This window comes from Schleiferilactobacillus perolens DSM 12744, assembly GCF_001435585.1.
Classification (GTDB): domain Bacteria; phylum Bacillota; class Bacilli; order Lactobacillales; family Lactobacillaceae; genus Schleiferilactobacillus; species Schleiferilactobacillus perolens.
The window spans coordinates 107,123-125,975 of sequence record NZ_AZEC01000004.1; the positions used below are offsets into that span (position 1 = coordinate 107,123).

At 51.2% G+C, this 18,853-nt stretch carries 16 protein-coding genes; 12 read left to right on the forward strand and 4 right to left on the reverse strand.

The window, feature by feature from the left end; genetic code table 11:
- Positions 1-145 precede the first annotated feature (145 nt).
- Genes FD09_RS05790 through FD09_RS05805 form a run of 4 tightly spaced genes read left to right on the forward strand, consistent with a single transcriptional unit; the run spans position 146 to position 4,752 of the window.
- Complete coding sequence (locus tag FD09_RS05790; RefSeq protein WP_057819282.1) at positions 146-1,297, forward strand: thiolase family protein; 1,152 nt, start codon at positions 146-148, stop codon at positions 1,295-1,297.
- Positions 1,290-2,549 (forward strand): hydroxymethylglutaryl-CoA reductase, degradative, encoded by a 1,260-nt coding sequence (locus FD09_RS05795; protein ID WP_057819283.1) that lies wholly within the window; start codon positions 1,290-1,292, stop codon positions 2,547-2,549. The genes FD09_RS05790 and FD09_RS05795 overlap by 8 nt, the downstream gene beginning before the upstream one ends.
- A complete protein-coding gene (locus FD09_RS05800) occupies positions 2,549-3,733 on the forward strand; it encodes a hydroxymethylglutaryl-CoA synthase (RefSeq protein ID WP_057819285.1) in 1,185 nt (394 codons plus the stop codon). The genes FD09_RS05795 and FD09_RS05800 overlap by 1 nt, the downstream gene beginning before the upstream one ends.
- 5 nt (positions 3,734-3,738) lie before the next feature.
- Positions 3,739-4,752 carry an NAD(P)-dependent oxidoreductase gene (locus FD09_RS05805; RefSeq protein ID WP_057819286.1) on the forward strand — a complete coding sequence of 338 codons (1,014 nt, stop codon included), beginning with the start codon at positions 3,739-3,741 and terminating at the stop codon, positions 4,750-4,752.
- Positions 4,753-5,019: 267 nt separating this feature from the next.
- On the opposite strand, the gene FD09_RS05810 is transcribed toward FD09_RS05805, so the two are convergent.
- From FD09_RS05810 to rlmD, 3 genes are read right to left on the reverse strand one after another with little or no spacing between them, the layout of a single operon-like run.
- A complete protein-coding gene (locus tag FD09_RS05810; RefSeq protein ID WP_057819288.1) occupies positions 5,020-5,487 on the reverse strand; it encodes an NUDIX domain-containing protein in 468 nt (155 codons plus the stop codon).
- Between the two features lie 3 nt (positions 5,488-5,490).
- The gene (locus FD09_RS05815; RefSeq protein WP_057819291.1) at positions 5,491-5,973 is read right to left on the reverse strand and encodes a nucleoside 2-deoxyribosyltransferase; all 483 of its coding nucleotides are present in this window, start codon (positions 5,971-5,973) and stop codon (positions 5,491-5,493) included.
- Between the two features lie 9 nt (positions 5,974-5,982).
- Positions 5,983-7,377 carry a 23S rRNA (uracil(1939)-C(5))-methyltransferase RlmD gene (gene rlmD, locus FD09_RS05820; protein ID WP_057819293.1) on the reverse strand — a complete coding sequence of 465 codons (1,395 nt, stop codon included), beginning with the start codon at positions 7,375-7,377 and terminating at the stop codon, positions 5,983-5,985.
- A 28-nt stretch (positions 7,378-7,405) separates the two neighbouring features.
- Between rlmD and recX the strand changes: the two genes are divergently transcribed.
- From recX to FD09_RS05845, 6 genes are all read left to right on the forward strand, one after another.
- Positions 7,406-8,215, forward strand: coding sequence for a recombination regulator RecX (gene recX / locus FD09_RS05825; RefSeq protein WP_057819296.1), 810 nt, complete (start codon positions 7,406-7,408; stop codon positions 8,213-8,215).
- A gap of 171 nt (positions 8,216-8,386) precedes the next feature.
- The gene (locus FD09_RS05830; protein ID WP_057819298.1) at positions 8,387-12,493 is read left to right on the forward strand and encodes a hypothetical protein; all 4,107 of its coding nucleotides are present in this window, start codon (positions 8,387-8,389) and stop codon (positions 12,491-12,493) included.
- A 259-nt stretch (positions 12,494-12,752) separates the two neighbouring features.
- On the forward strand, positions 12,753-13,289 hold the full coding sequence (gene ntdP, locus FD09_RS05835) for a nucleoside tri-diphosphate phosphatase (RefSeq protein ID WP_057819300.1): 537 nt from the start codon (positions 12,753-12,755) through the stop codon (positions 13,287-13,289).
- Positions 13,290-13,367: 78 nt separating this feature from the next.
- Positions 13,368-13,889, forward strand: a complete 522-nt coding sequence (locus tag FD09_RS05840; protein ID WP_057819302.1) for a hypothetical protein — start codon at positions 13,368-13,370, stop codon at positions 13,887-13,889.
- 85 nt (positions 13,890-13,974) lie between these two features.
- On the forward strand, positions 13,975-14,106 hold the full coding sequence (locus tag FD09_RS16900) for a hypothetical protein (protein WP_268873283.1): 132 nt from the start codon (positions 13,975-13,977) through the stop codon (positions 14,104-14,106).
- A 67-nt stretch (positions 14,107-14,173) separates the two neighbouring features.
- The gene (locus FD09_RS05845) at positions 14,174-14,767 is read left to right on the forward strand and encodes a TetR/AcrR family transcriptional regulator (RefSeq protein ID WP_057819304.1); all 594 of its coding nucleotides are present in this window, start codon (positions 14,174-14,176) and stop codon (positions 14,765-14,767) included.
- Between the two features lie 67 nt (positions 14,768-14,834).
- Here FD09_RS05845 and FD09_RS05850 read toward each other — a convergent pair whose 3' ends face one another.
- A complete protein-coding gene (locus FD09_RS05850; RefSeq protein WP_235812220.1) occupies positions 14,835-15,596 on the reverse strand; it encodes an SDR family NAD(P)-dependent oxidoreductase in 762 nt (253 codons plus the stop codon).
- 267 nt (positions 15,597-15,863) lie between these two features.
- Here FD09_RS05850 and FD09_RS05855 point away from each other — a divergent pair, with 267 nt between their 5' ends.
- Complete coding sequence (locus FD09_RS05855; protein WP_235812221.1) at positions 15,864-18,014, forward strand: NAD(P)/FAD-dependent oxidoreductase; 2,151 nt, start codon at positions 15,864-15,866, stop codon at positions 18,012-18,014.
- A gap of 35 nt (positions 18,015-18,049) precedes the next feature.
- The gene (locus FD09_RS05860; protein WP_057819308.1) at positions 18,050-18,811 is read left to right on the forward strand and encodes an SDR family NAD(P)-dependent oxidoreductase; all 762 of its coding nucleotides are present in this window, start codon (positions 18,050-18,052) and stop codon (positions 18,809-18,811) included.
- The last annotated feature ends 42 nt before the right edge of the window (positions 18,812-18,853 follow it).

Sequence of the window (18,853 nt, forward strand, 5' to 3'; positions counted from 1 at the left end):
TCGCGGTCTCCTTTCCTGACTACCTTAATTGTAACAAATTGGGAAAATTGAAAAACACTTAAGCCAGTGGGTAAACGCTAGTATTTAAGGCGGTCCTCCGGTATGATGGAGTTTCAGAAAAGCATCCGAACGGAGGAGCCATATTTTGCGACAGGTAGTCGTGTTAAGCGCTAAACGGACCCCTATTGGTAAGCGGGGCGGCGCGTTAAAGGATTTGTCGGCAGTGTCTTTGGGTATCCATGCGGCCAAGGCGGCAATTGGTGAGAGCGGCGTGGATCCGAATACCATTGATCAGGCGATTTTTGGGCATGTGCTGGCGGCCGGTAACGGCCAAAATGTTGCCCGGCAGATTGCTTTACAGGTGGGAATGAGCGATGACAGTACGGCGATGACCATTAACCAGGTGTGCGGTTCCGGGTTGAAGGCCGTTCATTTGGGTCAGGCGGCCATTCAGTTGGGCGAAGCCAACATCGTCTTGGTGGGCGGCACCGAGAGTATGTCCAATGCCCCCGGGCTGATTCGTCATACCGATAATGACACTGCTCCGGCGGTAGAAGAGAGTTTGAGTACGGACGGACTCACAGATGCCATCAACCATGAACCCATGGGCATGACGGCCGAGCGGGTCGCCCGCGATTTTCATATTTCCCGAGCAGCCCAGGACAAATTCACATTGATCTCCCATCAACGCGCGGCCCTGGCCACCAAGGCGGGCCGCTTCACTGATGAGATTGTGCCGATTGGTGAAATGACGACGGACGAGGGCATTCGTCCGAACACGTCCATGGACAAATTGGCGCAGCTGCGGACGATTTTCACAGAGGATGGCACGGTGACGGCGGGGAACGCCTCTGGCATCAATGATGGCGCAGCAGCCTTGGTCTTAATGGCCAAAGATGTGGCCGAGGCCCATGGCTTGCCGTGGCTGGCTGAGCTGACTGCCTTTGACGAACGGGGGATTGCACCATCCGTCATGGGGTTCGCGCCCGCCCGGGTGATTCCCCATGTGGTGAAAAAGGCTGGCTGGACACCTGCTGATGTCGATTTGTATGAACTTAACGAGGCATTCGCGGCGCAGTCTTTAGCCGTCATGCGCGCATTAGAATTACCCGCTGACAAGGTCAATGTGAATGGCGGGGCTTTAGCACTCGGTCATCCGCTGGGGGCGTCTGGCGCCCGCATTCTCACGACTTTGATCTATGCCTTGCAGGAACGGCATTTACATCGTGGTGTGGCCGCACTGTGTATTGGTGGTGGGATGGCAGTCGGGATGGGTGTGACACTGCCCGATGACTAAGAAATTTTGGCAGCTCAGTCCCGCTGAGCGACGGGTATTGCTGGTTGATCAAGGAATCCTGACGCAGGCCCAGGCTGATTTTTGGTCTACTCAGACAACTTTACCAGAGACTGTTTTGCTGGGGTTGAGTGAAAATAATATCGGCCAAATGAGCCTGCCCGTGGGCGTGGTACCCAATGTGCAGATTGCCGGCAAGGCAGTGACGATTCCCTTGGCCACTGAAGAACCATCCGTCGTGGCGGCGATTAGCCATGGTTTCAAAATGATGAGTCAGGGCCGGACCATTCAAGTGGTTAAAAATATTCATGGCGTGACGGGTCAAATTGGCTTACAGCATGTATCTGCTAGTGATTTAACGATCCTACAAGATCATCAGGCCGATTTGCAGCGTATTGGCTTGGCTGCCCATCCCACTTTGACCAGTCACGGCGGCGCCATTCGTCAGATACAAATTAAACGGGTGGGCCAAAGTGATGCAGCCATCATCGTCACGGTGGATTCCGGCAACGCCATGGGGGCTAATATCATGAATGATATTTTAGAAGCCATGGCTCGTACGGTCACTCAACTCACCAACGCAGAAGTGCTCTTTGCCGTGCTGACGAATGACGGCCGGGATAGTCTCACTCAACTCACCGTGACAGTTGCCTTTGATCAGCTCACCACCAAAACGTGGTCGGGTGAACAGGTTGCTCAGCGGATCCAGGCTTTGGCGGATTGGGCGCAAACAGATCCGCGGCGGGCAGTGACCCATAATAAAGGAATCATGAACGGCGTCGAAGCTATTGTGCTGGCGACTGGCAACGATACCCGCGCGGTGAATGCGGCTGCGCATGCCTATGCGGCGGTTTCCGGCCAATATTGCGGTCTGAGTCACTGGCACGTGGAAACGGATGGCTTGCACGGAGAAATGACGCTGCCGCTGCCAGTTGGCACTGTGGGCGGCGCCACCAAAGTCTTGCCGAGTGCGCAGCAGGCATTGGCGCTATTGCACCAGCCGAGTGCAGTCCAGTTACAGGCCATTGCCGCCAGCGTCGGCCTGGCTGCGAATCTGGCGGCACTGCATGCGTTAGTGACCGATGGTATTCAACGTGGGCACATGCGGCTGCAGTATGATTCATTGGCTGTTCGAGTCGGCGCCACAGCGGCAGAAATCGCCCCGTTGGCGGCCGCTTTAGCCGCGGCCGATAAGCCTTCGGAAACCCTGGCCCAACAGTTGTTAAGCCAATTACGACACAAAGGAGAAAATTGATGGATATTGGGATTGACGCAATCGGTCTTTTCACCCCCCACTGGTATGTGGATCTTGTGGATTTGGCCCACGCCCGCGGTGATGAACCGGCGAAATATACGATTGGGATCGGTCAGGACCAGATGACTGTCACCCCGGCCACTCAAGACGTGGTGACGCTGGCAGCCAATGCGGCCAATCAGTTGCCAGCAGACAGTCTGGACGAGCGGCTGGGCATGGTGATCGTCGGTAGCGAATCCGGGGTTGACGAAAGTAAAGCCGCGGCCATTTCCGTAGTCAAGCTGCTGCATCTTAATCCGTGGGTGCGGGCGTTCGATATTAAAGAGGCCTGCTACGGTGGTACCGCCGGTTTATTGGCGGCCCGAGACTTTGTCGCTGCCCATCCGGATAAAACAGCACTGGTGATTGCCAGCGATATCGCCCGCTATGGTTTAGCCAGCGGCGGCGAAGTCACCCAGGGCGCTGGGGCCGTGGCGCTGGTTGTGAGTGCGCAACCTAAATTATTGGTGCTGCACGACGATGCGCTGGCTTACACCGAAGACATCCCGGACTTTTTCCGACCCACTGGCATGACTGTGCCGGTGGTGGATGGCCATTATTCCACATCGGCCTATCTGGATTTCGTCGGCAAGGTCTTTGCCCGCCATCAGTCCCAGCATCATGATCAATATGGCGACTATGCGGCACTGCTTTTCCATTTGCCTTTTACCAAAATGGGAAAGAAGGCATTGGCCGCCCTGGCACCAGCCATGAATGATGCAGACCACCAGCGATTGACGGAACGATTGGCCGCCGCTAGTCAGCTTTCTCGCCGCATTGGCAACATCTATACCGGTTCTTTGTACTTGAGCTTAGTGAGTTTAATATGCGAAGATAAAACTATCCGATCAGGCGACAGAATCGGCCTGTTCAGTTACGGTTCCGGTGCGGTGGGCGAATTCTTTAGTGGCACATTGCAACCGGATTTTGCCAATCGGATTGACCAAGCGGGTATCCAGCAGATGCTCTCTGCCCGGGTGCGACTGAACGTGCTTGAATATGAGCAGGTCTTTACCGCGCAACTGCCCTTAGGTGACGCCGATGCGACAGTGCCGGTTGAAGAGAGTACCGCCCGCTTTAGTGTCGGTGGACGCGCCAATCATGCCCGCTGGTACCGTGATCAACAACAAGAAAAAGGAGCTTAAACCTAATGCAATTTGGTGTTTATGGATTGAAACCGGAAGAAAAAGTATTCTTTGATGCCTGGGCCCAAAATAACGGTGTCACGATGAACTATCACACGGCGGGCTTAAATGGCCAAAGCCCTGCAGATTTTGCTGGGGACGACGCCATCGTGGCGTTGCAGACCGTGCCGTATCCGCCCGCAGCCATTGAAGCCATGGCGGCGGCCGGGGTTAAGTATATGGCGTTGCGTAACGTGGGCATGGATAATGTCCCATTTCCCACATTAGCAGCTAAGGGCATCCAATTGGCCAATGTGCCGGCATACTCCCCGCAGTCCATCGCTGAATTTGCGGTCAGTTTGACCCTGCAGCTGGTGCGTAATTTCGGTTATGTCATTCAGGCCATCAGTGCGCATCAGTACACCGAGGCAATGCAGCGGACCGGCAAAGAACTGGGTACCATGACCATTGGGGTAATCGGTACCGGCCGGATCGGCGCGTCTGCCGTGAAGTTGTTCAAGGGTTTTGGCAGTAAAGTGATCGCCTATGATCCGTATCCGAATCCGGCATTGAAGGACGAAGTGGAATATGTGGATGATTTGGCGGATCTGTGGCCGCGGGTGGATGTGATTGACCTGCACATCCCCGGGACGAAAGAAAACACCCATCTGATCGGAGCGGCAGAAATTGCCCAGATGAAGGACGGGGTCTATATTGTGAACACGGCCCGGGGCAACTTGATTGACACCCAGGCACTGCTGGCTGGTTTGGCCAGTGATAAAGTGGCCGGTGCGGGGATCGACACGTTTGAGTTTGAGTCGGATGTGTTCCCGCAATGGGAGAAGAACGAGGAGCCGACGAATGCTTTGTATGAGCAGCTGCTGGCGGACCCGCGGGTGATCATGACGCCGCATATTGCGTACCATACGGAGACTGCTGTGGAGAACATGGTGGAAGTGTCGCTGGGTAATGCGAAGGCGTTTGTGGAGACGGGGCATGCGCCGAATGAGGTGGATGTGCAAAAGTTAGCCCAGGCTTAATTAGGTTCTATTGCCGTGCCAATGCTGCGCAAGCTGCGGCTGAAATGGGCTGGAACGCTGTGACGGCGCTTGAAGCCCGCAAAGTGCGCGGTCTTCAAGACGCCTAACCACATCCGCGCGCAAAAACCGCGCGCGGTGTGGTTTCCACAGCTGAGCCCATTTCAGCCTCCGCTTGCTCCGCATTGGCACTGTATCGCACACTCTTCGTGATTTAGGTTAACGACACAATAAAGGCCGCTGGATTTATCGTCCGGCGGCCTTTTTGGATTATTTAGACTGGTGAGATTCTTGATAGTCGGCGATGATTTGGGCGTGGGAGCCGACGATGGGGGTGGGTAATGCGGTGAGGTTGAACCAGGCAAAGTTGTCTGATTCGTCATCGCTGATCACGGGGGTGGCAGCCACGTCGTGAATCACGTAGGCCGTGATGACAGAGTAGAAGATGTCACCGTTGGGTGCTTCGGCGCGGTGGTTTCGGCCGGAATAGATGCCCAGCAATTGTAACTGGTCCTTGGGCAAGTCGATGCTGCTTTCTTCTTTGACTTCCCGCACCACGACGTCCGCGGTGGATTCGCCGAGTTCCATGAGGCCGCCCAGTAATCCCCAGCGGTGTTGCGGTTCGTGGCGGCGCTGCATTAACAGACGGTGGTGATCATCGAAAATCAGCACGCAGCTGCCATTGAGAATGAGCGGGCGGTGACCGATATACTGTCGAATATCTTCCACATAACTCATTAATCAGTCTTCTTCCGCATACTCATCAATAGCGGCCAATAAATCGTCCACGCTGGTCAGAATTTTTCCGTTCAGTTTGATCAGCCCAGTCGTGTAAAGATTTAAATAATGAAACTGGTTCTCGGCTACTTGCTGTAACGCATCCAGCTTTTGCTGGTTGTCCGCGCCCAGGCGACGCGTATCTGTGTACAGACCCAGGATTGGGACTTTGGCTTGGTAGGCGACGCCAATTTCACTGGCCACGCCGTTATCGATGGTCGGACCATCCAAGACGGCCACGAGCAAGTCGCTGGCCAAAACTTCGTCCGTATCGGCTTTGGCAATCATCAACGAGTTCGCGTAATTATTCTTGTCGTTGATACTGGCGTTTTCCTGGGGTAAATACACTTCGATCAGCGGATATTGATCGCGAATCTGGGCGACGACCCGGGCGTTGAACTCCGCATCAGCTTGGGAGAAAAGACCATTGGCAAAATAGATTTTCATGGGCGTATCCTACTTTCTCAAAGATAATTTAACGATGCATTCGCAGCGGGCAGTTTCTGGGAACATGTCGATGGATTGCAGCCAATCCACATCGTAGGCCTCGGTTAAGGTGACCAGATCCCGGGCGAGGGTGGACGGGTTACAAGAAATGTAGACGAACTTCGCCGGCTTTTCTTGAATGATGGTTTTACGCAAAGCAATGTCCAAACCAGTCCGGGGCGGATCGACGATCAGAGCGGTGGGGATGAACCCTTCCTTGTGCCAGCGGGGAATGACGGCTTCAGCCTTGCCCACGGTATAATGGGCATTGGTGATCCCGTTGATCTCAGCGTTGTGCTGGGCATCGCGGACGGCGGCGGGGATGACTTCCATCCCGCGCACTTCGGCGACGTGCCGCGCAGCGGATAACCCCAATGTACCGACACCCGCATAGGCATCAATCAACTTATCGTCTTTACTGAGAGCCAAAGCCCGTAACGCAATGTTATACAACTGCTCGGTTTGGACCGGATTCAGCTGGAAGAAAGCTTCAGGGGACAAGACGTATTTGTTACCGCGCAGTTTCTCAGTGATCGTACTTTCGCCGGATAAATGGATCGTGTTGGGACCCCACAATAATGAGGTGTCCTGGAAGTTCACATTTTCCATCAAACTGGTCACTTGGGGCATAGTGCGGCGAATGGCGTCCCGGAGCAAATCCCGGCCATGGAAGTTTTCTTGACTACTGATCAAGGTCACTTGCAGATCATCGGTACTGGCCGATTCCCGGACCACCAGGGTACGCAAGCCTTCCTGGTGTCGTTTGAAGTCGTAAATGGGCGCGTCGATGGCGTTGAGAATTTTGACCAATTGATTGATGGCTTGCATCGTCCGCTTGGTCTGCGTGATACTATCGGTAATGGAAACCAAGTCATGGGTTCCCGGTGCATACATGCCGGCAATGATGCGGCCGTTCTTAACAGCCAGCGGGAATTGGGCCTTGTGCCGATAGTGGGTGTGATTGGTCATGCCGATACCCGGTTTGATTTTATAATCCTTGTAATCCCGGGGAGCAAACTTCTCCAGCGATTGCCGCAGGACATCGTCTTTGAAGGCGACTTGGGCAGCGTAGGCCATGTGGTTCAATTCCACTCCGCCGACCTTGCCATAGTTGGGATCGGTGGGCTGTACCCGGTCGCGACTGGGCTTTTCAATATGGGTCATGACCCCGCGCAGAAACTTCGGAGCGACTTCAGTCACCGTGACTGAGGCTACTTCTCCAGGTAAGACGCCGGGGATAAAAATGATTTTATGACGAAAATAACCGATGCCTTCGCCGTTGATGCCGAGGCGCTTGATGGTAATAATGACCCGTTCGCCGACGGAAACGTCAACGGGGGCGGTGGTACGAGAATATCGAGACATGAATGATTAATCCTTTCAGGAGGTAGAGATGGCGACAATTACAAAAATTTCGGCCCAGAAACGACCGGGCCGCTACAATATTTTCTTAGACGGGGAATATGCTTTCGCTGTGGATGAGGGCGTATTGATTCAATTTGCACTGGCCAAGGGAGATGAATTGACCCCTGAGCAGGTGACCCACATCCAGGAACAGGATAACTTCCGCCATGCTTATAATATCGCAATTAACTACTTGGCGCACCAGTTGCGGACTCGGCACGAAATCTGGGCTAAGCTGGAAGAGAAGGAAGTGGCACCGGCCTATATCAAACAAGTGGCCGCCGAGCTCACGAAACAGGGCTACTTGGACGATGAAGCTTACCGAGACAGCTTCGTCCGGACCCAGATTCTGACTACTGCGAATGGTCCGCGGGTCATCGAACGCAAACTCCGGGAGAAGGGCATCAGCCCAGATCTGGCCAATCAAGACGCCATTACCGATGTGTATCCAGAGTCGGAACAGTTGGACACATTGGCCCGGTTGATCGACAAGCAGCGCAGTCATTACCGGCGGGATTCCAGCCGGGAACAACAACGCAAGATTCGCCAGTATTTGTACACCAAGGGATACGATGGCGATCTGGTGACCCGCGCGATTGATGACGCCGACTTCACCCCGGACCCTGCGGACGAAGCGGCCGCCCTGGCCCAGCAAGCGGAGAAATACTGGCGGCGATATCGCAGTAAAGGTTCAGCGTACCAGAAACAAAAAACAAAGCAAATGTTGTACCAAAAAGGCTTTAGTTTCTCGGATATTGACGCCTGGATGGATGAAAACGACATGGAAAACGACGATTAACAGAGGCTAAAAAGTCCCACAAAAAGTAGGAAAAGCCAGTGGTGACGTGCTTGTAATCGTTATCACAATTAACAACTTTTTCTTTTAAATCTTGAAAGCAGTGTCCCTTATATTTTCGATAAGCTGGAAGTGAGCACAACAGCGATCAACGAAAATCAGGGGGCTATTTTTATGTTTAAGCGGGGCGGTGGTCAACGCACAATTAAATGGATAATCTACATGATGCTGACCTGGGCGGTGGTCGGCAGCTTTTTCATGGGGTCTTTAGTTTCGGTGCAGGCGGACACTGTCGGGGATGTGTTTGATAATACCCCGGATATTAACGGAGAGGTCCCAAAGATTGGTACTGTCCCTTGGAATACCTATTGGGTACCGGGGATTGAGCGGGAGCGGAGTGCCAAGGAAGGGTCGTTTGTTAAGTGGGGATACGACGGCTGGGCTGTGGATGATCCGTTAAATCGATGGCAAAAGACGCGTTTATATCAGCCGATGCCGATTACGAAGGATAATAGAGAAGACAAAGGTGGACTACTGAATACCACCGATTGGGAAACTGGTGTTACCGCTTCGCCAGCGTCGATATTGTTCAACAAAGACGCGGCAGGCAATCCCATCACCGGTCATGGTGATGCGTTTTTCTCGTTGAATTACGTGAATAGCCCAGAACTGATTGATTTCAGCCGACCAGACCTGGCACTGGCTTTTGCCAAATCCGGTCAAGGTGGGACACCCTTGGATTACAATCAACGGAATGAAATTTTCAACACCCAAAATGTCACACCGCGAACTAAGAGCGATGGCAAGGGTGGCATTACGTTAGCTGACGGAGCCAATTATAATGGTGGCTTTATTCAGGCGACGGGGAATGTGCCGATTTATGCCCGGGTGGCTGAATCAGAAACTACGGCCGATGCGATTATGGGTGGTAATTGGGGTGTCATGGTTAAGGTTACCGTGGCGCCAGGAATTGATGCTAAGTCACTGGCGGCAACAATTGATTGGTCGAAGTCTTATTATTTTCTGTCTGTCGATTCCATCAATATTCCTTTCAGTAACATTCCCATTAAGGATATCAACTTTCCTCTGCAGTTTGATCATCATGTGTATCTAGATCCTAAAGATCCACAGACCTTTTTTCTCAAGGTAAAGGGGATTCCGTTTAACGTGTTGAACAATAACGCAGGCGGAAAACAAAACCAGGCAATGTTGGAATTACAGAATGGAAATGCGGATTTTCTTGACTATTTGCATAATCGGCAGATTATACCAGGAATGTCTGGCAAGGCGACAACATTGGACAAGATACAGAACAATGGCAAGGGGAATATCAAGAGCGATATATTGAATGACAATTCAATTCCCGGCCAGAATCCCTTGTTAAAGCGGGGGCGCAACGGTGACATTCAGCCAAATTTCCAATGGAGCGACGCGCGCCATGACGGTATTTGGGACCCATTACCAGGTATGCTGACTGAAATTGCGGATGGCGCAAAAGTTCGCCCGTTTCCAGAAAAAACATTCCTCGACCCGCTCAATTTGGCAAAAGGAGCCAACGACTTCATAACCAGTATAACTGCTGGGATCGTCCGGGCTATTGCTGATTTCGTGGGGCATAGTCCAGTATATGACACGGGTGACACTGGACGAATGATCAGTTTGGTAAACGCCAATAAACAACCTGATGATCGTAGAATATCTGCTGTTGATTTCGACAAGATTAATATTCCAATAATTGGCCAAATTCTAAATGTCATTGGTATGTTCTTTAAAGGCATCGGCACATTTATCCGAACTGTTTTCGTGGACCCAGCTTTGCGAGCAGTTACATCCGCGCTTATGAGAGAAGGCTTTCGCGGCAATGCCCATGTCAATTTTTCCTTCAATGTATCTCAATACAGCGGCAGCCCGGACAAACTTAAAACCGCCCTCACAGAAGGTAAGTTACCGTCAGCACCCTATAACGACGGCAAGTTTAATTTGCAAGACGGCTTAGGCGGGATGAATGAAAATGACCCCCGCCGCGCGCCAATCCAGATTACGATGTATGGCTCTAATCAATTGGTCGATCCGTATCGGGTGACTTGGAATATGGAACGCAAGAGTATGAGCAAAAACCTCCCCGTGTCACTCCGTCAGCAAATGAAAGCCGGCACATCGCCGATGGACTATGCCGTCATTGATGACGATAAAATGGACGAGGGTGTCCGTTATCCGGTGTACACAAATCTCTCCTCTTGGACCGGCGCGATCGTACCTTACGACAGGCACTATTACGACAACAAGAAGGGTAACGATACGCTGCATTCCGGCGGGCGGCTCTCTGCGGGTTATCAGGAACGCACAGCGACACCCGATCCAGGCCTGGATGGGATTCTCGTGAATCATCCCAATTCAGATGGCACGATTGGCTACACAGACCCATTTATCAACCTTAGCCCGCAGCCGGAGAATAAAAAGGCCGGCACTATCAGTCCCAGCCGCTATGCCAATGTCTATTCCTATTATGACTATGAAAGTGCCGGCGAAGGGAGTCCACAACCTTGGCCGGATGCGAAGGGTCCGCAACGCGTGACAGATGGTGACAAATCGGCATTGGCCATTAAAGTGAACAATCCTGATGGCGTCAATACAGATGACAGCAAGATCATCACTTCGTTGAACGATAAAAAGTGGCATTTTGAAGGCACGATGAATGGCGTGCCGTTGGCTGATGCGACAGTGCATCTGCACCAGTCATTGCAGCCGAGCATTGATTTATCGACCAATGATTATTTGGCAGTGCATTATGATGAAGTGAAGGATAAGAACCAGATCACTGAACCATTGGGTTATTTCCGTGATCCGTTGGGCAACTTCGCGCCTGGCGGTCATCAACTGCAAGGCACACTGACTTCGGCACACTCAGAGCAGAAAGCATTTTCTGATACTTTTCAAAGCACCGATACCCGGCATCGCATCATGAGCAACTGGTCTGAAAAAGGCAACAAACTAGCGAAAGAGAACGATCCGACCCGATGGACTTTAGACGGTAAGACCGGCAACGCCACGGTCAAGTATCAGCTGCCGCCAGAGGGGGCGACTCAGGACAGTCTGTATTACGGTGATCTGAAATTTCATCGTCAAGGGGAGGTCAAGACTGTCGGTGATTACACGCTCAAGACTGAAAACGAAGCAGTTGCTAAGCATTTAGTGTTCCTCAATCACGAGACGCCCGATGAGCAATGGTATTCCTTGACGAAACAATTTGCGGATGGGAGTGAGACGTATTTTGTGACGGCCGATAACCAACCAATCACGGTGAATGGGGCCGCTAAGGGTAAGGAAATTGCGGCTGGGAAATATCCCACTCAGATGTATTTGATGTTGCCTAAAGTTGACGGCACAATGTTAGAGATGCCCCAAGTCCCTGGTGCGCAAAAAGTCGAACCTGTATCTGGTCAAACGAATAATCAATTTTCGACTTATCGCATTATCTTTACGGTGGGGCCAAAAGAGTTCACGTATTCGTATCGATATTCGGTGAAAGATTACGCACAGATCCCACTAAACGTCAATTACCGCGATGTTTTACGCACCGACACGCATGTCATGGCCACTTCTAATCCTGTCCATTTTGCAGAACAAATGAACGTCAATTTGGAACACGTGCCGTCACTGGCCTTTGGTAAACAGTTCATGCCATCCCCGAGTGGAGCAGCATACGACTTGCCCCACAAGCGGGACAAAGATAGTGATCCAAACGATGACAAGGTGGGCACGGCGGAAGATGATCAACGCCGCGAGGCCTATCTGACCGTGCGGGACCATCAGCAAGGACAGAATTCTTGGAACGTCACCGCGGCACTGTCTCCGTTTACGACCAATGATGGCAAGGAGCGGCGCGACTTCAGGATTAATTGGCAGGAACCGGCAAAAATCAAGGATGAGCGATTTAACACGGAACGCGTGCCAGACGGGAGTTACCATGATCCCACCGATACCGCTCACTTCCCTGCGTATAACCCGTCACCGTTGCGCTACTGGCGGTATTACAATCATTTACCAGCGGCAGAAATGGGCACGGATAGTACGCCAATCCGGCTGTATAAACTGGACAGGCTGGTGGAGCCGCTTAATCCGAATGAAACACCGGCTGACCCGTTCGATCTGACGATACACTATCCCCATGCCCAGTTGATCGTACCGAAGAATGCGGCCGGGTTTGCGACGCCAGAGACGGATTCGGAGTACGCGGCGACGATTACCTATACGTTATCGTCGGGGAATGATGGGATATAAAGCGGCTTCCACCTAATCTAAACGGGTTGCAGCCGACCAGAAGCTATGTCAGAAGGCAGGCCAGGCAAAAAACCTAAGTACGGGTTTTCTGCCTGGCCTGCCTTCTGACGCCGCTTCTAACCNCCAGGCAAAAAACCTAAGTACGGGTTTTCTGCCTGGCCTGCCTTCTGACGCCGCTTCTAACCGGTCGGCTTCCACCCTCTCTGCCTTTCTGCTATAATTTTAGGTGACTAACAGTTCCACGAAAGCTGGGTTCGCAGTGCATCTTCCCAAGGAAGGAGACTATATTGCGATTCAGAGTTACAAGCATGATGGGAGTTTACATCGTACCTGGCGGGACACAATGGTGTTGAAGACAAGTGAGAATTCGCTGATCGGCTGTAATGATCACACGCTCGTGACCGAAGCGGATGGCCGTCATTGGCTGACGCGGGAACCGGCAATTGTCTACTTTCACCGTAAATATTGGTTCAACATCATCGCGATGATCCGCGAGAATGGCGTGTCGTATTACTGTAACTTGGCCAGCCCATTCGTGATCGACCGCGAAGCACTGAAGTATATTGATTACGATCTTGATGTGAAGGTGTTTCCAGATGGTGAGAAGCGGCTGTTGGACGTGGACGAATATGAAGCCCATGCCAAGCGCTGGTCGTATTCACCAGAGATCGACCATATCCTCAAAGAGAACGTGAAGATCCTAGTTGATTGGATCAACGAGGGCAAAGGACCATTTTCCCAGGCGTATATCGACATCTGGTATCAACGATACATGGAATTGTCCCATCGCCGCTGATTGTGATAATAGTCTCTTAACCAACCAAGCCGGGGCGTGCCTCCGGCTTTTATCTTAATTAAAGGAGAAATATGCAAAATGGCAGAAATTAAAGACGTGGGTGCGATGCGGATGATCGGTTATCCGTATTTACCCACCATGATGGATGGTAACGGCAGTTTTTACTCCGCATGGGAGGAATTCATGCACAGTGATGCCCCGAAACAATTGGATGCCCACCAAACCGGAGAAAAGAACCGCACGGCATTGATCGTGTTTTCCCCTTATTCCTTTGTGTATTACATCGGTTCGCTTTTTCCAGTGGGCACCAAATCGTTCGGTGATTTTGTCACTTTTGATTTACCTGACAGCAAGGCGGCGGTGCATACCGAACCGGCGGATACGGTGATTTATCAGATCGGGGTCAACCAGGGGATTGAACGCCTCATGAAGCAGTTCACCGAAGCAGAGCTGGAAATTCCCAAGCACTTGGCGTTGACCAGCCATCCATACTTAGTGCAACGTTGGGATTTGGACGATCAGAGCCAAGTGCACGATCATTCTGGGATTATGTATATTGGCGAAGAGCAGGATAGTCATCCAGACGAGTACGACGACTGATCTGGATTGCGGTGCTCAGTGGATGACTAGGTTGTACACTTCTGTCTTTTATCCACTATTCGTAACGGCGTGATGGCACTTATCCGTGGCACAACAAATTCAACTCATTAGACCGGGTCAAGCAGAAATTGCAATGACCCGGTTTTTTCTTGGCGGTGTTTTACAAGTGTCCATGATTATGCTGTTGAAAATTCCAGGTCATCATGCTAATGTATGACCAAGCATTGTCTTAACGATAATCATCTGAATTTGAATATTGTTCATCGCCTTGGAGGTTGATTTTAGTGAAATATGATCTAGCAAAGCCACTTACCCGTGGAGCCCGTCGTACTTTGGGTGATTTCACGGATACGTTGTTGCAGTTGGCGGCGGAGAAAAGCTTCGATCAGATCAGTGTGAATGAACTGTGTCAGCGTGCTGATTACCCCCGGGCCACTTTCTACAATTATTTTGACGACAAGTACGATTTACTGGATTATTGCTGGTTGCATATCAGTCAAGAATTTCAATTTTTACCCGCACCGGCCGATGGGAAAGAGAACTCGGATCTGCTAATGTATTTTGACCGACTATTTGCGGCATTAAAACAGAAGCTACCGACTTTTTCGACGATCATGAAATTTAATCCAGTGGATGGTACGCTGGTGAACAGTTTCATCAGTTTCTTTCGCGGCAAACTACGCGTCGTGGTATCCAGTTGTCAAATTTTGCAAACACCGGACTTGCCTCCGGAACTCGCGGCGGAACATGTAGCTAATTCGATTTTATTATTGATTGAATGGGTGTTTTTGAAAAATCATGTGGTATCCCAAGAACAATTGCATCAGTACCTTTTTCAATTGCTCGGGATAGTCAAAATTCCCGATGAATCAATTTAGCCCAAAGTAAAGACGATATGATCCCTGAAGTGTTCGGGATCTTACCGTCTTTTTTTGTCCGCGGTACTTAGATGGCAGAAAAATGAACGATCAATTCGGTCGGCAGTATCTTGGCGACCACGCGATACGTTTTATAAAACCAGTTCATCGTGTAGGATCCTTTGCCGGCCATGGCGGCACGGACAGTGCGGTGGGCAAAGAGGGGAACGTCTAAACTTGGCACCAGGTTAAAGACACCTTCGCGTTTGCCCGTGTTTAACTTCTGATCCATCTCCGTCTTCATCCGGCCAGGCAAGGCTGTGCATACATTGATTCCGGCGGGCCGCAATTCTTCCCGCAGGCCGTAAGAGAAGCTGGCGATATAGGCCTTCGTGGCACTGTAAACATCCATGTGCGGATTAGGTGCAAAAGAAGAAGCAGACGAGACGTTTAAAATAAATCCGCCCTTTTGTATGTAAGGCAGACACAAGCGGGTGAGGGCAGTTGTGCCCTTGACATTCAGATTGCACATGGCGATGAGGTATTTCAGAGGCACATCGGCCACATCGCCATTGAAGGCGACCCCCGCATTGTTAATTAAGGCATAGATATGGGGCTTTTCTTCAGCCAGAAGTATTTCGAGGGTGGTGTAACTTTCATCCAGTGTCAAATCCAGCGGAATAATTTTGAAATTCATGTCGGGGTAGTCTGCTTGAATCTCCTGCAGGCGTTCTTCTCGGCGAGCAATCATCCAAATTTCATCAATCGCCGGATATTCAGAGATTAATGCGGGGACATACTGGCGGCCCAGGCCTGATGTAGTACCGCTAATGACGGCAATTCGTTTCAAAAGAGATCATCCTTTCTATCACACACAATTGTGCACGGATTGATTGCATATGTCCTCATTTGGACACATGCAAACATCAAATCACAGCATAACGGATTTGATCCAGTAAATTCAATATACAGTATTAATAGAACGTACATAATTGGACATATCATAGAAAACGAAAAAAAGTAATCTAATGTTCAATATTGTATCTTGCAATACCAATTGCCATCTGGCTAACATCTATAGTGTACGGGCAAGTGTAAACCGTCACAGGATGAGTTGATGCCAAGCACAGTCGAAAGGGTGGATACGATGAGTAATTATCCAAAACTTTTTTCACCAATGAAAATTAACCAGCTCACAATCAAGAATCGGGCTGTGATGACCGCGATGGGTGTCGGGCTGGCAAACGAAGATGGGACCGCGTCGGACCGCAACGTCCAATATTTTAGGGAACGGGCAGAAGGCGGCGTCGGTCTGATTATTACCGAGTACACCCGGGTGAATGAAAAGGATGCTATTGTCTCCCCTAAACAACTGGCGATGTCCAGTGATAAGGATATCGCGCCGTTTCGTAAAGTCGCCGATGCGGTCCACGCAGCCGGCGCGAGAATCTTTATTCAGCTGAATCATCCGGGCCGGCAAAATGTGCCGATATGGCCGGCGCTGTGGCCGACCAGTAATCGATTGGCCAAAGTGATTCCGGGTTATTGGAAGATGTTTTACAAGGTCATGGGTAAAAATGACCGGAGCAGTCTAGAAGAGCCCAAGATGTACAACTTTATGAATCGGCATTTTAAACCACTCGTCGCCCCGAGTAACGTTCCGGCCGGGTTGGGTTTTTCGTCTTTTGGTCATTTCAAAATTCATCCGCTGACTGTCGACGAGATACATAAAATTGAACAGCAATTCGCGGATGCCGCGGTTCGGGCCAGTAAAGCCGGCGCGGATGGCGTCGAAGTCCATGCGGGTCATGGTTATTTGTTGACGCAATTTTTGAGTCCATACACGAATATCCGAACCGACGAATATGGCGGCAGCACGGAGAATCGTGCCCGCATTGTGAAAGAAATCATTGCGGCGATTCGGGAACGGCTGGGGGCTGACTTCCCAATTTCAGTCAGACTCACCGTCAATGAATTTTACTCCAAGATTGGTTACCCTGACCAGGGCATCAAGTTGGATGAAGGGGTTAAATTAGCCAAACTGATCGAGTCGTATGGTGCCGATGCACTCAATGTCACGATCGGTAACTCGGATACGCAAGTGATGATCAGTGAACCAGTGACTTACGCGCCCAGTTGGCGGCAACCGTTAGTCAAGGCCGTCAAAGAAGCGGTCTCGATTCCAGTGATTGCTGTGGGGGTCATTCGGACTCCGGACCAGGCAGAAAAAATTCTCGAATCCGGCAACCAAGACTTTATTGGACTGGCCCGAGCATTACTGGCAGATCCTTTATGGATGAAAAAAGCCCAGTATGGCACGCCTGAACTCATCAGTCGGTGTATTGGCTGTCTGGTGTGTCAAGAGAGCTATGAAGCCGGACAAAGTACGCGGACACCGACGATGTGTGCGGTCAATCCCCGCATGGGCCGGGAAACCCTGTATGCCCAAAATGCCGGTAAAGACGGTAATAATCGCCAAGTCGTCGTCATCGGGGCCGGCCCTGCTGGCCTAACAGTGGCTCGTGAATTGGCGTTGCGCAACTTTAAAGTGAATGTATTTGAAAAAGAAGATCAGCCCGGTGGCCAGAATCGGTTAGCCGTGGCACCGCCGCACAAGGAAATGATTGGCTGGTCGTATATCGATTTGGAGACGCAAGCCAAGCATTATGGGGCGTCTTTCCACTACGGTACCGAGGCCACCCGGGTAATCGTTGAATCTTATCACCCGTATGCGGTCTTCGTGGCGACTGGCGGCAGTGCCTCCAAGCCGCCCATTCCGGGTGCAGACCAAGATTTCGTCACGACCACGACCCCCATTCTTGAGAAGCAAGTCACATATGAGGGCAAACGAATCGTTGTGGTGGGTTCCGGCATGACTGGTTTGGAAACTTCAGAAATGTTAGTGGAGCAAGGCAACCAAGTGACCATTGTGGAAATGGCCGAAAAGATTCCCCCAGGTGGCTTTGCTCCGAGTGTTTGGGATGTGGAGTCGCGGATGCGCGCTGGTAATGTCCAATATCTGACTGGGCGTCGATTAGTTTCCATCAATCCCGACCACACAGTGACAACGGTCCAAAAAGATAACGTCCGAGAAATTTTGACGGCTGATGAGGTCGTTCTGTCCTTAGGCGTTCGGCCGGTGAACGGTTTGGTGAAAGAGCTGGCTGGCGTATGTGAGCACATCACCCCGGTGGGCGATGCCATTCACGCGGGCCGGATCAAAGATGCGATTCATACCGGCTTTAAAGCAGCCCGGGCATTGGTATAAAGACATTTAAACAAATCAGAAAGTGAGGTTTTGATATGGAAATTGCAATTGTGACTGGCGCATCCTCGGGTTTAGGCCGTGAATATGTGCGGGCAGTGGCCGATAAATTACCCAATCTGGATGAAATTTGGATCGTGGCCCGCCGTAAAGAGCGGTTGATTGAGTTGGCGCAAAGTATTCCCGGACGGCGTTTTCGCATATTACCTTACGACTTGACCGATCCGGACTCCTTTCGCAAACTACACGGCTTGTTAGCACGGGAGAAGCCGCATGTTCACTTACTGATTAATGATGCCGGTTATTTATGTAATGGGCCGTTAACTGAAGTGCCCATCGAGAAGCAGCGGCAAATGGTCGCCCTCAACGCGGTGGCCCCGATGGCACTAGTCAATACAGTGCTTCCGTATGTGCATCGCGGGGACACCATGATTAACGTCTCCTCTGTCGGCGGTTTCTCGCCATCACCGAACATGGTGGTCTATGGCGCCACTAAGTCGTTCCTCTCGTTTTACACGAAGGGATTACATGCCGAGTTGCGGCATCGCGGCATTCATGTCTTGGCCTTAGAACCAGGCAACATGCACACGGCGTTATACAACGGGGGAGATTCCGATAATGATAAGAAGAGCATCGTGGGCTTGTTGCCGTTTCTGGATTTACCGCAAGTGACTCGCCGGTCTTTGACCTTTGCCCAGTGGGGATGGATGGTGTATACGCCGAGAATGTTCTATAAAGCCTATCGCGTCTTAGCCGCCCTGGTCCCGGATGCAGTGTTGTCGTATTTCATTCAGGTTTAGCCTGAAATCATGACCAACAGATTGGTCTAAATCATACATACA

Excerpts from the sequence above, each read along its gene's own strand:
- FD09_RS05795 (WP_057819283.1), top strand. The coding sequence starts at position 1,290 with ATGACTAAGAAATTTTGGCAGCTCAGTCCCGCTGAGCGACGGGTATTG.
- FD09_RS05855 (WP_235812221.1), top strand. The coding sequence starts at position 15,864 with ATGCCAAGCACAGTCGAAAGGGTGGATACGATGAGTAATTATCCAAAA.
- recX (WP_057819296.1), top strand. The coding sequence starts at position 7,406 with ATGGCGACAATTACAAAAATTTCGGCCCAGAAACGACCGGGCCGCTAC.
- FD09_RS05800 (WP_057819285.1), top strand. The coding sequence starts at position 2,549 with ATGGATATTGGGATTGACGCAATCGGTCTTTTCACCCCCCACTGGTAT.
- FD09_RS05810 (WP_057819288.1), bottom strand. The coding sequence starts at position 5,487 with ATGAGTTATGTGGAAGATATTCGACAGTATATCGGTCACCGCCCGCTC.
- rlmD (WP_057819293.1), bottom strand. The coding sequence starts at position 7,377 with ATGTCTCGATATTCTCGTACCACCGCCCCCGTTGACGTTTCCGTCGGC.
- FD09_RS05840 (WP_057819302.1), top strand. The coding sequence starts at position 13,368 with ATGGCAGAAATTAAAGACGTGGGTGCGATGCGGATGATCGGTTATCCG.
- FD09_RS05830 (WP_057819298.1), top strand. The coding sequence starts at position 8,387 with ATGTTTAAGCGGGGCGGTGGTCAACGCACAATTAAATGGATAATCTAC.
- FD09_RS05815 (WP_057819291.1), bottom strand. The coding sequence starts at position 5,973 with ATGAAAATCTATTTTGCCAATGGTCTTTTCTCCCAAGCTGATGCGGAG.
- FD09_RS05860 (WP_057819308.1), top strand. The coding sequence starts at position 18,050 with ATGGAAATTGCAATTGTGACTGGCGCATCCTCGGGTTTAGGCCGTGAA.
- FD09_RS05805 (WP_057819286.1), top strand. The coding sequence starts at position 3,739 with ATGCAATTTGGTGTTTATGGATTGAAACCGGAAGAAAAAGTATTCTTT.